The sequence below is a fragment of the Pseudomonas sp. GW821-FHT09D08 genome, assembly GCF_059416305.1.
Genome location: NZ_JBWKOX010000007.1, coordinates 21305 through 34819 on the forward strand (window position 1 = coordinate 21305; position 13515 = coordinate 34819).

Here is a 13515-nt window from a genome sequence, read left to right on the forward strand (position 1 = left end):
CCCGAGGCCCGAAGGCGGTAAACAATTTAAAGAAAGAAATCCATACGGAAATAAACCGGCGCTTCACGTTCAGTGATCGGCCCCGGGCGTTCCAAAGAGTGTGCAAAGGTCACCGAGGCGGCGACGTTCTGGCCACGCGCGAACAACTCCACGGAGTTGCTGCTCATGCGTCCGTGCTGTTCGGCGTTGTAGCGGCCATGGCTGATCACGCCTTGGTCATAACCAAGGCTGGTGCCGTATTCATTGAATACCGGCTGCAACCACGCGATGGTCACCGGGCGGCTCCAGCGCAGGTCGTTGCGCCAGTAGCCGCCGCTGTCGCCGGCCAGGCTTTGATCCTTGTAACCGCGAATCGACGACTGCCCGCCCAGGCTCATGCGCTGTGGGCTGAACAGCACGTCTTCACTGCGCTGGCCGGTCATCAGGCTGCTGAAACTGAATGACTCGCCCCATAGTTTGAAGGGGTACAGGTAGCTCACGGTCGCGGTGTATTTGCGGTAGCGTGCATCGGCCTGGCCGGGGCGCGGGTTGTGATTGGCCTGGGCGTCGAACGCGCCAATGCCGTCCTGCATACCCAGGTCGATGTTGAGGAATGAGCCGCCGATACGTCGTCCATGATTGATGCCGAACTGGGCTTCGCTGAGGCGGTTACTGCTCAACGCGAGCTTGCTGTCTTCGATGAAGTTGTTGGTGCGCAGGTAGGCCACGCCGGTGCTGAGTGAGGTTTTGCTCAGGGCGTCGCGATGGATTACCCGCTCCAGGCGCAGTTGATGGCTCTGACTGTCTCCGGACTGTTTGAAGTTGAAATTATTGGCTTGGGCCAGCGAGCGGTATTCGGTTTCGCTGTAGCTGTAATTGAGGTTCCACCAGCCAAAGGGCAGGCTGTAATTGAGCATCGAATTGCGTGAGGTTTTCTGGTGGTCGCTGACTGCATCATGACCACCGCGCAGCGACAATTGATCCGCCAGGCCCAGCGGATTGTCCCAATCCAGGCTGGCGCCCCATTGCTGTTCACCGGTGCTGCGCTGGCCGCCATTGTGACGAGACAGGCCGACGCGCCAGGGTTTCTGCAGGGTGTTCTTGACCAGCACATCGCTGCCGCCTACTTCTTTGCCAGGGGCCAATTCCATCTGCGCCTGGTTCGATGGCAGACGGTTCAGTTGGTCGACCATCTGCTCGATCTCGCGCAGGTTAAGCAACTCGCCCGTCTTGCCCGGAAAGCTCATGGCCAATTGTCGATCGGTAATGCCGCTGCCTTCAGCGCCCTTCAAGCTTTCCAGCTTGCCCTCGACGACTTGGATTTTGAGGACGCCGCTGGAGAGGTCTTGTTGTGGCAAGTACGCGCGGCTGGTGACCAAGCCTTTGGCCAGATAGCGGTCGGTGATGACCTTGAGCAGTTCATTGAGTTGGGGCACGCCAAGGCATTGGCCAATATAGGGTTTGATCAGACTGGCGCGCTCGCCTCCGGACAGGGCATCGGCGCCGGCAAGTTCGATGGTTTTGATCGTAAAGCAGCGCGTGTCGACGGGCGCTGTCGGCTTGGTAGGCGTAGCAGCTTTGCCGGGCAGGTCCTTGAGCTCTTCGAGGCGGCGTTGTTGCTCTTCGAGCAGGCGATCCTGGCGGTCACGGATCAGGTCAGTAACGCCCGGCGTGTTCTGCGGGGTAGCGCCTTGAGCTGTCCCAGCAAAGCCCAGGCAAAAAAAAGCGGACAGCAGACTGAGCCTGGTCCGGTGTGCCGAACGCCACATTTCTAGATCCCTCTACATGGCTTTGTGCCATCAATTGGCGGCGATCTTATGGTGGCGTTTTAGTGGCGTCAATTAAATGTACAACTTTGTTTCAGTGGTGACACACGATCACCTGTAGTCTGAAAAATTAAGGCCTTTAACATCAATTAGTTAACAGAAATCGCAAATATCTAATCCAGGTCGGTACCTGGCAAAGCAAGTAGGAGGTAAGTTCGCGCCTTTGGCATAGCCGACAGTTTTTTCATGGCAGAAAACCGCTCAATCGTGATGCTACTGTCTGATTGCCTTTTTTAGAGGAGTGCGCCAGTTAGGTATACCCCATCATCGGCGCAGAATGCGCCCAGATTGACGCCAACCGTGGTTTTACCCGGCCCGCCTTTGGTTGAAACGACCGCAGTGACTTTCATGATATTTACCTCTGAATCGTAGGATTTGAGATGCATTCATGCTGGCCACGCTGTGCGCTTTGATCACCCCGGAAAAATCCAAGGCAAAAAAAAGCCTGCATCGCTGCAGGCTTTTCCCTATCTGGCTCCACGACCTGGACTCGAACCAGGGACCCAATGATTAACAGTCATTTGCTCTACCAACTGAGCTATCGCGGAATGCGCCGTATGTTACTGATTGAAAAGGAGAAGTCAAGCTTTCCCTGAGTACCTGGACGATTAATCCGGATGACCGGTTGAAAGCTGCTGCTCCTTGGCCAGGTCGAGCCAGGCGCGCACGGCGGGGGGCAGGTGGGCGCTGGCGCGCCAGGCCAGGGCGATGTGCCAGTCGGTGTGGGGTTCGTCGAGGGGGATCAGGGCGATGCCTGCGTGTTGATGCTTGTGCGCCAGCATGCGGGGCAGGAAGGCGACGCCGAGGCCGGCGGCGACCAGGTCGACGATGAAGTCGATCTGCCCGCTGCGCGCCGCCACGCGGGGTATCACGCCTTTGCGCTCGCAGGCGGCGAGGATCTTGGCGTTCAGGGCGAAGCCGGCTTCGAACAGGATGAACGGCGAATCCGCCAGGTCGGCGAAGTCGATGCGTTGACGCTGGGCCAGGGCATGGCTTCTGGGCAGCACGGCCATCAGCGGTTCGTTGCGCACGGGCTGATAATCGAAGCCTGCATCCACCGGCAGCAGCAACGCAGCGAGGTCGACCTCCCCCGCTTCCAGGCACTCGCGCAATCTTTTGCTGCCGTATTCGGTGAGTTCGATGTCGATGTCCGGGTAACGACTGCGATAGGTGGCAAACATCGTCGCGAACAACACCCCACACCCCACCGGTGGCAGGCCGATGCGCAACACGCCGCGCTTAAGGCCGCGCAGGTCGTTGATCTCGGCGACCAGGTCATGGTGTTCGGCGAGCAGCACCAGGGCGCGACGGTAGGTGATTTCACCCGCGGCGGTGAGTTCATTGCGGTGGCCGAGGCGGTCGAGCAGCGGCATGCCAAGCTCTTCCTCCAGGGTCTTGACCGCCTTGCTCACCGTGGATTGGGTCAAGGCCACCACGTCGGCGGCCTGGGAGAATCCGCCCTGGCGCACCACTTCGACGAACGTGCGCAACGTTCTCAAGTTCATGGGTATTCCTTTAGCGACTGGTATCTAGCGATAAAAGTTGTTTTTATCATGACAGATAGTTGCCTATCCTGACCCGCCCAGCCTTGTGGAGACACGCTTAATGATCATCTCGTCCGCCTCCGACTACCGCGCAGCGGCCAAACGCAAGCTGCCGCGCTTCCTGTTCGACTACATCGACGGCGGTGCCTACGCCGAGCACACGATGCGCGCGAACAGCTCGGACCTGGCCGAGATCAGCCTGCGCCAACGCGTGCTGCGCAATGTCGATAGCCTAAGCCTCAAGACCACGCTGTTCGGCCAGGCCCTGGACATGCCGGTCATCCTCAGCCCTGTCGGCTTGACCGGCATGTATGCGCGGCGCGGCGAAGTACAGGCGGCAAAGGCGGCGGCGAACAAGGGCATCCCCTTCTGCCTGTCGACGGTGTCGGTGTGTTCGATTGAAGAAGTGGCGTCGCAGAGCCCGCAGTCAATCTGGTTCCAGCTGTATGTGCTCAAGGACCGGGGCTTTATGCGCAATGCCCTGGAGCGGGCCCAGGCGGCGGGGGTTACCACCCTGGTGTTCACCGTGGACATGCCCACACCGGGAGCGCGCTACCGCGATGCCCACTCGGGCATGTCCGGGCCGTTCGCGGCGCAGCGGCGCATGTTGCAGGCCGTCACCAAGCCGCAATGGGCGTTCGACGTAGGGCTCATGGGCCGCCCCCACGACCTGGGCAATATCTCCAGGTACCTCGGCAAACCCACTCACCTGGAAGATTACATCGGCTGGCTGGCCAATAACTTCGACCCCTCCATCAGTTGGAAAGACCTGGAGTGGATCCGCGACTTCTGGAAAGGCCCGATGATTATCAAGGGCATCCTCGATCCTCAGGATGCCAAGGACGCAGTGAGTTTCGGCGCCGATGGCATCGTGGTTTCCAACCATGGCGGCCGTCAGTTGGACGGCGTGCTGTCCACCGCCAAGGCCTTGCCACCGATTGCCGATGTCGTGGGCGATGACCTGACGGTGCTGGTGGACTCCGGCATTCGTTCCGGGCTGGATGTGGTGCGCATGCTCGCCCTGGGCGCCAAGGCGTGCCTGCTCGGACGCGCCACCGCCTATGCACTGGCCGCCGATGGGCAGCACGGGGTAGAGAACCTGCTGGAGATCTTCGCCAAGGAGATGCGCGTGGCCATGACGCTGACAGGGGTCACGTCCATTGACCAGATTGACCACAACACGCTGGTGCAATCAGCCAAATAACTGACGTCAGTACTGAAGGACCGTTTTTTTACTGTAAAAACGGTCCTTGATTTGTAAGGACTTTTATTTATTTAAACGAAATGGCACGAATCTCGCTCTAACACCTTCCAAGCAGGTCAAGCGATGACAAGACGTGCGGCAGTGCCCAGGGGTTATAACCCCTGGTAAAGCGGTCTAAACTGTTTCCAATGTTTTACGGAACTGAAGGAACGGTAAGACGCCTGGCATTCGCCACTCTCATCCAGCCTGTAAGACAGCTAAGTGCTTAGAGGCCGTTTGCTTATGAAAACACCAACCCAGACCAACGCAGTTGACTTCGACAGTGCCAAATTGCAACGCCTGGGCTTTGGTCAGCCATCACTCGTACCTCGACGCCCGACGACCGTCGCACAACTTCGCCAGCAGCTGGGGATGCAATTGCAGACCAGCCTGGAACCACAGCGTATCCTCGCGGTGTTTTTCCGTGAAATCCAACGCCTGGTCCCCCTGGACGCCCTGCAATATCGCCACGAAACCAGCGACCTGCGCCTGGAGTTCGGCCACCGCGGCCATCATTCGGTGAGCTACAGCCTGAGCCACGAAGGCGAGCACCTCGGCGAGCTGATCTTTCGCCGCAACCAGCGCCTGCTGGAAGAGGAACTGGGCCAGCTCGAATCACTGCTGTCGACCCTGCTCTACCCGATGCGCAACGCCCTGCTCTACCGCGCCGCCACCCGCAGCGCCTTGCGCGACCCGTTGACCGAAACGGGCAACCGCATTGCCATGGACCAGACCCTGCAACGGGAAATCGACATGGCGCGCCGGCACTTGAACCCGCTGTCCTTGCTGATGCTGGACATCGACCACTTCAAGATCATCAACGACACCCACGGCCATGCAGCCGGCGATAACGTATTGCGCGCCGTCGCCGGGGCGATCAAGAGCCAGTTGCGTAACGTGGACATGGTGTTTCGGTTTGGCGGGGAAGAGTTTCTGATCCTGCTGTCCAACACCAGCCGGGATGCAGCGGCCATGGTCGGTGAACGCCTGCGCCAGGCGGCACAGGCCCAGGATTATTGGGCGGACGGGACACGGATCGAATTGACGGTGAGCCTCGGTTGTTCGACCTTGCTGGCCGCCGAGTCGGCCGAGAGCCTGTTGCGTCGCGCCGACAGCGCCTTGTACGTGGCCAAGCGCGAAGGCCGCAATCGCCTGGCAATGGCGGGGTAAAACCCCGCCATCCCCGTTACATCACGCTTCGCTGGCGACGCGCAAAGGGCGCTCGCGCACGGCAGCGCTCGCGGGTTTGTCTTTCTCCAGGCGCATGCAACTTTCCAGGAACAGGTACATGTAGTCGTAGCTCTTGCACACGGCCTGGCGCAGCTCTGCCTGCAGTTCCCTGGTCGGGTTCATCCCGGCCAGGGTGCAGATGATTTCCAGGGCTTCCCAAGGATGGGCGTCGTCGTACTGGGCGTGCATCTTCAGCCACTTCATCGCACGCTTGCGGTCTTCCTCGGGAAAGGCTGCCGCATACACACCGGTGGAACATACCACCGCCGACCACTCCCCCGTCGCGCCCTCGATCGCATAGTTGGTCGCGGCAACGGCCACGATCAACGAATCGGACGAGCTGGTGTGCCAGCACCAGTGGCTCAGCGCATGCAACTCCGGCGGCACGTTCTGGGCCTGCAGCTCTTCAAGGCTGACGCCATGGGCGCGCGCCCAATGCACCCAATAGTCCGCGTGGTTCAGCTCCACACGGATATTGCGCATCAGCCAGCGGCGCGCCATGTCTTCTCCTGGATGGCGGGCAAACTTGGTCTTGGTGAGGTTCTGTGCCATGTACAAGGCAAACTGTTCCACCACGGGCCAGCCACCGATCAGGTAGTGACGCATGGTCTTGGCGCTGAGCGTGTTGTCACGCATGCGTTGGTACAGTTCGTGTTCGACAACCCGGCGCTTGCTCTCGCTGCAGTCCTGGATCAATTGCTGAGCCCAGGCGGGGTAACTTGAGGCTTCCATAAGCGGGCCGGTTCTGCTGAATGTGTCGATCACTATTAAGGCTCCTTTTTAAGTGTGATTTACAGACCGGCGAATGTTTCAGCGGAATGTGCCGGGCGCCCTGAATAACAGAGGCTGCGGCCGCACGGGTCGACGCAAGCTATCAAAGGTAAACAATTGCGGTCGTTCAATCAGGTAGCCCTGAGCGTAATCCACACCGATGTCGAGCAAAGCCTGCTCGATCTGCGGTGTTTCAACAAATTCGGCAATTGTGCGCTTTCCCATGACATGGCCGATGTGGTTGATCACTTCGACCATCGCGCGGTTAATCGGGTCGTCCAGCATATCCTTTACGAAACTTCCATCGATCTTCAGGAAGTCTACAGGTAAATGTTTCAGATACGCGAATGAGGACATTCCGGCGCAGAAGTCATCGAGGGAAAAGAAGCAACCTAAGGCTTTGAGTTCGTTAATAAAGCGAATGGCACTGCCCAGGTTCGCAATAGCGCTTGTTTCAGTTATTTCAAAACAAATCATTTCTGGCGGAATGCGGTAAGCCTCGAATTTCTCACGTAAAAAACCGAGGAAATCATCGTCGCCAATCGTAATGCCTGACAGATTGATCGCACACATCGCCATAGGCCGGCCCGGGTGCTCGTGCATGCAACGGGCAATGATCCTGAATACGTTCTCCACCACCCAACGGTCCAGGGAGGTTATCAAGCCGTAACGCTCGGCTGCCGGGATAAAACTGTCCGGCAGGATGATCCGACCCGCCTCGTCGTGCAGGCGCAGCAGGATTTCAATATGCCCACTGCCGCCGTCGACACTTCCCAAGGGCGAGATTTCCTGGGCGTACAGGCAAAACCGGTTCTCCTCCAGCGCCATGTGCAAACGCTGCACCCAGGCCATCTCGCCAAAGCGCAGGGACAGCTCCGAGTCATCGGCGTGGTACACCTGCACTCGGTTGCGGCCTTTTTCCTTGGCCATGTAGCAGGCCATGTCGGCGGCGCGCAACGAGGTTTCCAGGGTGGTCGGGGTTTGGGAGATCTGCACCAGGCCGATGCTCACGGTGGTCATGAACGGCCGCCCCTTCCACACAAAATGCAGGCTTTGCACGGTGTGGCGCAGGCTCTCGGCGACTTTTTCCGCCACCGCCGCCGGGCAGTTCTCCAGCAGGATGCCGAATTCATCGCCCCCCAGGCGCGCCAGGGTGTCACCTTCGCGCAAATCCGATTGCAGCAGCGCGCAGATATGCCGTAGCAACTCGTCGCCCGCCGCATGGCCGCAGGTGTCGTTGACCAGCTTGAACTGGTCGAGGTCGAGGAACATCAATGCATGTCGCCCGCCCTGGGGCTGCCCTGCCCTGTGCAGCACCTGCTCAAGGCGGTACTCGAACTCGCGACGGTTGGCCAGGCCGGTCAAGGCGTCGTGCGTGGCCTGCCACGACAGGTTGGCGATGTACTGACGCTCCTGGGTCATGTCGTGCAGGACCAGCACGGCACCGCTGACCTGGCCGCCGCTGAGGATCGGCGCTCCCACCAGGGTGACGGAGACCGTGCTGCCGTCCAGGCGCTGGATGGTTTTCGAATGCTCGCTGCCGCCCTTGAACCGGCCCTTGACGATGTGTTCGATCAGGGTAAAACCATCCGGCTGCGCATTGTCATCGAGCAGGTTGAACAGTGCCGCCAGGGGCAGGCCTTGGGCCTGCGCCGAGTTCCAGTGAGTCATCGCCTCGGCTGCCGGGTTCATATAGGTAATGGTCCCGTCCACAGTGGTGGTGATTACCCCGTCGCCAATCGACTCCAGGGTGATCTGCGCACGCTCCTTCTCGGCCTGCAGGGCATTGGCGAACGCATGACGCTGGGCCAGTAGCTTATGGGTACGCAACAGCGCCAGCACAATCAGGCCCAGGGCCGTCGCCAGGTTGGTGATCAGCAGCAACCGCAGAATCATCCGCGAGCCTTCGCCCAAAGCGTCGCTGAAGGCTTTGGCGGCGGGGGTCACGCCCTCATTGATCGCGGTGATACGGGCTTTCCACTGCCGGACTTCATTGGGGTTGACCTGCTCGTCGGCATTGATCGCTCGGTGCATCTCGCGGGCCAGCTCGTCCAACTCAACCAGGTAGCCATCGCCTACGGTCCACAGCTCAATGGCTTTTTCCAGGTAGCTGAAATGCCGAAAATTCAGGTACAGCCAGATCAGGCTGGACACATCGTCCGGGTGGTTGCCGCCCTTGAGGATGCCCAGGCGCGCTGCGGCCAGGTCAGGACTGGGACGGTCCAGGGCAATGCGCAACTCATGGCCACCCTGAGGCACGGCAATGGCCTGCTGATATTTGAGATAGGTGGTTTCGGCGCGGTTATCGGCATAAAGCGTCAGGTAATAGATCGCGTCCTTCTGGCCCTTGGACCACAGGCTCTCGCCGCCCACATAACCACGCACCGCTGAAAGCACGTAGAGACTGACGCAACCCAACAATGCCTGGAACAGCACGACGGCGATAAAGGGCCAGACAATGCCCAATAGCCGAGGCGTTCCGAAAGTCCGCTTTTGCTTCATGAAGTCCCTTGCATATGCACTGCTGGAAACGCACGCAAACACCCACTTCCGATAGCACAGCCTAGGCTAAATCAACGTATTTGCTGCAAGTGCCCATAGAGTTTGGCGTAAAGACCGCCATCGGCGATCAATTGCTGATGATCGCCATCCTCAGCAATATGACCACCGTCAAACACTAACACTCGATCAGCTTGTTTCACCGCCGACAGACGGTGGGCGATGATCAGTGTAGTACGGCCACTGAGGAACCGCGCCAGCGCCTGGTGCAGGTTGTATTCGGTGGCGGCGTCCAGGGCCGAAGTTGCTTCGTCGAGTATCACCACCTTGGGTTCTGCCAGGACCATGCGCGCAATCGCCAGGCGCTGGCGCTGGCCCCCGGAAAAGCGTACGCCGGAACGCCCGACCACACTGTCCAGGCCCTGGGGCAAGGCCTTGACCGTCGCCTCCAGCTGGGCGATTTCCAGCGCCTGCCAGCACGCCTGGTCACTGCGTTCACGGCCCATGGTCAAGTTGGCGCGCACGGTATCGTTGAACAGCGCCGGGTGTTGCAGCACCACCGCAACATGCTCGCGAAGCGTCTCCAGGCCAATCTCCTGCTGGGTGGCACCGCCAAACCGGATACTGCCCGCCTGGGGCGTGTAGAGCCCGAGCAACAGTTGCACCAGGGTGCTTTTGCCACCGCCACTGGCACCGACGATTGCCACCTTCTCACCGGGCGCGATGGCCAGGTTCAACTGGTCGAGTACCAGCTCTTCGCCGTAGCCGAAGTCCAGGCCGCGCACTTCGATGCCCACGGTGTCGTGCCCGGTGAACGGATCAGCACCACCGGCATATTGCGGCTCATCGGCACGCGCCAGCAGTTCGTTGATCCGCGTCAGCGCCCCGCCTGCCGCGTAGTAGGCGTATTGCAGGTTGAGCAGTTGCTCCACCGGGCCGATCATGAACCACAGGTAGCTGAACACCGCGAGCATCTGGCCGATGGACAGGTCGGAAAACAGCACGGTGAGCATCGCCGCCGCACGGAAGATGTCGATACCGAACTGGAACAGCAACCCACTGGCGCGGCTCGAAGCGTCGGTTTTCCATTGCGAGTGAATGGCGTAGTCACGCACTTCCTGGGCCCGCTGGCCGAGGCGCCCGAGGAAAAAGCCCTGGCGGTTGCCGGCGCGTACTTCCTGGATGGCATCCAGGGTTTCGGTCAGGGCCTGGGTAAAACGCGAGGTGCTGTCGTTTTCCAGCTTCTTCAGGTGCTTGACGCGCTTGCCCAACTGCACCGTGGCGTAGATCACCAACGGGTTGAACAGCAGGATCAGCAGCGCCAGCTGCCAATGCATCCACACCAGGATCGCCGAGGTACCCACCAGGGTCAGCATGGCCACCAGGAAACGGCTGAGGGTTTCACCGACAAACTTGTCCAGCGTATCCAGGTCGGTGACCAGGTGGGTGGTGACGGTCCCGCTGCCCAGGCTTTCGTACTCGCCCAGGGAGATGCGCTTGAGCCGCTCGATCAGGCGCACGCGGATGCGGTACACGATGTCCTTGGCCAAGCGCGCAAACAACCGCGCCTGCACCACGTTGAACAGCAGCGCGCCACAACGCAGAAACAGCGTCACCAGCAGCATCAGGCCGATATAGCCGGCCGCCTTCTGCCAACCCAGGGGCAGTGCGTGGTTCATCACCTTGAGCGCGGCATCGCCGTGTCCCAACAGCACTTCATCCACCAGCAACGGCAACAGCAAGGGAATCGGCACGCTGCACAAGGTCGCCAGCACGGCGACGCCATTGGCGATCCACAGGGACTTCTTGTGCCGCAGGGCCAGGCGGCGAATTTCCGCCCAGGTCAGTCGGTCGGAACGGGGTGACTGGTCATGCACAGGTCGCTCGCTCCAGCCATCGCCCCAACAACGGTGACAGCTCGGACAGCGGCTGGTAGCCGTTGGTCAGCAACGCCAACTGGCCGTTACGCTCGGCGAGCAAGGTCGGAAAGCCGGCGATCCCCAGGTCCTGGACCCAGGTGAAGTCAGCGGCGGTCGCGGCATGCTGCTCGGCACGGTCGAATGCGCCGGCAAACTCGATGCGCGGGATGCCTGCCTTTTCAGCCAGTTCCACCAGCACGCTGGCGAGGGTCACGTCGCGGCCTTCGACATAAAACGCGTGCTGGATCAGCCCCAACAGCTTCCACGCGCAATCCGGCGCCAGGCTGCGCGCGGTGACGATGGCACGGCAGGCAGGCTCGGTGTCATAGACAAAGCCATCAGGCAACGCGCCATCGCGCTTGAACGGCTGGCCGGTGGCGTCGGTGACCGCCTGCCAGTGCTCGAGGATGTAGCGCCGCGTGGTCGGTTCCAGTGCCGCGCCGCTGCCGGTGCGCAAGCCGCCCACCACCAGGTGCACGTCCACGCCGGCCGCCTGGGCCTGCTCGACCAGCGCCTGCGCCACCGGGGCAAAGCCCCAGCACCAGGAACACATCGGGTCCATCACATAGAGCAGGCGCGCGGGCATGGGTCAGGCCTCGGAAGGGGTTTGCTTGTAGTTGAAGCCAATCGGGTGCGGCATATTGCGGGCCTTGGCCAGCTCAATCTGCTTTTGCCGGTCGATCGCGCTGCGACGGGTTTTCTCCGGCAGCTTATCCCAGCAATGGGGGCAGCTGATGCCAGCCACATAGTGTTCGGATGCGCGGTCGGAGGCGCTCACCGGTGTGCGGCAGGCATGACATTGATCGTAGTCGCCTTCGCTCAGGTCGTGGCGCACAGTGACACGATTGTCGAACACAAAGCAGTCGCCCTGCCATTTGGTTTCTGCCTGCGGCACCTCTTCGAGGTACTTCAGAATGCCGCCCTTGAGGTGGTAGACCTCATCGAAACCTTCGCTGAGCATGTAGCTCGACGCCTTCTCGCAACGAATGCCGCCGGTGCAGAACATGGCGACCTTCTTGTGCTTGGCCGGGTCGAAGTTGGCTTTGATATAGTCGGGAAATTCGCGAAAACTGGTGGTTTTCGGGTCGATTGCGCCTTCGAAGGTGCCGATCGACACTTCGTAGTCGTTGCGGGTGTCGATCAACAGCACTTCGGGGTCGCTGATCAGCGCGTTCCAGTCCTGCGGGTCGACATAGGTGCCGACTTTCTTGTTCGGGTCGACGCCTTCGACGCCCAGGGTCACGATCTCTTTCTTGAGCTTGACCTTGGTGCGGTAGAACGGCTGCTCATCGCAGTACGACTCTTTATGGTCGATGTCGTCCATGCGCGGGTCGTTCTTCAGCCAGGCCATCAGGCCATCAATGCCTTCGCGGCTGCCGGAAACCGTGCCGTTGATGCCTTCTTCGGCGATCAGCAAGGTGCCTTTGATGCCGTTGTCGACCATCGCCTGCAGCAGTGGCTCGCGCAGGGCGACGTAATCTTCGAGGGTGACGAACTTATACAGTGCCGCCACGACAATCGGTTGAGTCATGGGTGTTCTCTCCAGGTGGCTACCCTCGTAAGGGGTGAACCGGATGCAAAAAAAACGCGCCGGCTGAGCGGCGCGCTGCGGATTCTAACAAATGCAGGGTGTCAGAGACACCCGCGTATCAGCTATGCCCGCCGGCGCAGGTCGGCGAGGCCGGGGCTGCGTCGATTTTCGCCCATTCTTCGGGCGTGTAGGTATGCAGCGCCAGCGCATGAAATTCGCTCATCAGGTCACCCAGGGTGGCGTAGACCTTCTGGTGGCGCTTGACGCGGTTAAGCCCCTCGAACTGCTGGCTGACCAGCACGGCCTTGAAGTGGGTCTGCAACCCACGGCTGTGCATATGGCTTTCATCCAGCACGCTCAAGTGCTCCGGGGCCAGGGCGGCGAGCGCCGTTTCGATACGCTGTTGCATGGTCATTCCTGCTTACTTCTTCTTGGCCGGTGCGGCAGCTTTTGGCGTCAGCTCGTTGGTCATGTCTTCCAACAGCTTGTTGACTACCGGCACGGCGCTTTCCAGCTTGGCCTGGGTCATCTGGGCCGATTGCTGGGTCAGTTGCGGCATTTTTTCCAGGACTTTCTTGCCCAGTGGCGACTGGTAGAAGGCAACCAGGTCCTTGAGCTCGGATTCGCTGAAGTTGGTGGTGTAGAGCTTGACCATGTCCGGCTTCAGCTTCGGCCAGCCGATGGCCTGGTCCAGGGCGGCGTTGGCCTTGGCCTGGTAGCTGTCCAGTACGGACTGCTTGGCGGCAGGCGCCTTGGTCTGTTCGAAACGCTGGGCGAACATTTGCTGCACTTGCATGTACACCGGGGTACCCAGCTTGTCGGCATGGGCCAGGGTAAGGAAGGCTTCGGCACTGGCGTTGTGGCTGGCGGTATCGGCAAAAACCTGGCCGCTGGCGCAAACCAGAGCAACCGCGGTACAGATGGCACGAAGACGAGTCATCGAGTTTCCTTTTCTAGCAGGCGAGGTAAGACC

General features: G+C 60.3%; 11 protein-coding genes, 1 tRNA gene and 1 pseudogene. 2 read left to right on the forward strand and 11 right to left on the reverse strand.

Annotated elements, in window-relative coordinates:
• Positions 1-26 precede the first annotated feature (26 nt).
• The 4 genes and pseudogenes from AC07OP_RS14455 to AC07OP_RS14470 form a co-directional block, all read right to left on the reverse strand.
• Positions 27-1748, reverse strand: coding sequence for a ShlB/FhaC/HecB family hemolysin secretion/activation protein (locus AC07OP_RS14455; RefSeq protein WP_495102789.1), 1722 nt, complete (start codon positions 1746-1748; stop codon positions 27-29).
• Between the two features lie 314 nt (positions 1749-2062).
• Positions 2063-2155 (reverse strand): annotated as a pseudogene (locus AC07OP_RS14460) (ParA family protein); the annotation flags it as partial.
• Between the two features lie 122 nt (positions 2156-2277).
• Positions 2278-2353 (reverse strand) — tRNA-Asn (locus AC07OP_RS14465).
• Between the two features lie 60 nt (positions 2354-2413).
• On the reverse strand, positions 2414-3310 hold the full coding sequence (locus AC07OP_RS14470) for a LysR family transcriptional regulator (protein ID WP_141155650.1): 897 nt from the start codon (positions 3308-3310) through the stop codon (positions 2414-2416).
• Between the two features lie 100 nt (positions 3311-3410).
• Here AC07OP_RS14470 and lldD point away from each other — a divergent pair, with 100 nt between their 5' ends.
• Complete coding sequence (gene lldD, locus AC07OP_RS14475; RefSeq protein ID WP_495102790.1) at positions 3411-4553, forward strand: FMN-dependent L-lactate dehydrogenase LldD; 1143 nt, start codon at positions 3411-3413, stop codon at positions 4551-4553.
• Between the two features lie 282 nt (positions 4554-4835).
• Positions 4836-5762, forward strand: a complete 927-nt coding sequence (locus AC07OP_RS14480) for a GGDEF domain-containing protein (RefSeq protein ID WP_115486824.1) — start codon at positions 4836-4838, stop codon at positions 5760-5762.
• A 21-nt stretch (positions 5763-5783) separates the two neighbouring features.
• Here AC07OP_RS14480 and AC07OP_RS14485 read toward each other — a convergent pair whose 3' ends face one another.
• The 7 genes from AC07OP_RS14485 to AC07OP_RS14515 form a co-directional block, all read right to left on the reverse strand.
• Positions 5784-6554, reverse strand: a complete 771-nt coding sequence (locus AC07OP_RS14485; RefSeq protein ID WP_301294687.1) for an iron-containing redox enzyme family protein — start codon at positions 6552-6554, stop codon at positions 5784-5786.
• Positions 6555-6632: 78 nt separating this feature from the next.
• On the reverse strand, positions 6633-9095 hold the full coding sequence (locus tag AC07OP_RS14490) for an EAL domain-containing protein (protein ID WP_495102791.1): 2463 nt from the start codon (positions 9093-9095) through the stop codon (positions 6633-6635).
• A gap of 71 nt (positions 9096-9166) precedes the next feature.
• Positions 9167-10969 carry an ABC transporter ATP-binding protein gene (locus tag AC07OP_RS14495; RefSeq protein ID WP_495102792.1) on the reverse strand — a complete coding sequence of 601 codons (1803 nt, stop codon included), beginning with the start codon at positions 10967-10969 and terminating at the stop codon, positions 9167-9169.
• Positions 10962-11564 carry a DsbA family protein gene (locus AC07OP_RS14500; protein WP_177414166.1) on the reverse strand — a complete coding sequence of 201 codons (603 nt, stop codon included), beginning with the start codon at positions 11562-11564 and terminating at the stop codon, positions 10962-10964. The genes AC07OP_RS14495 and AC07OP_RS14500 overlap by 8 nt, the downstream gene beginning before the upstream one ends.
• A 36-nt stretch (positions 11565-11600) precedes the next feature.
• The gene (gene trhO, locus AC07OP_RS14505; RefSeq protein ID WP_065923916.1) at positions 11601-12542 is read right to left on the reverse strand and encodes an oxygen-dependent tRNA uridine(34) hydroxylase TrhO; all 942 of its coding nucleotides are present in this window, start codon (positions 12540-12542) and stop codon (positions 11601-11603) included.
• A 118-nt stretch (positions 12543-12660) separates the two neighbouring features.
• Positions 12661-12957, reverse strand: coding sequence for a BolA family protein (locus tag AC07OP_RS14510; RefSeq protein ID WP_065923917.1), 297 nt, complete (start codon positions 12955-12957; stop codon positions 12661-12663).
• Positions 12958-12963: 6 nt separating this feature from the next.
• A complete protein-coding gene (locus tag AC07OP_RS14515; RefSeq protein WP_003236690.1) occupies positions 12964-13482 on the reverse strand; it encodes a DUF2059 domain-containing protein in 519 nt (172 codons plus the stop codon).
• Positions 13483-13515: the final 33 nt, after the last annotated feature.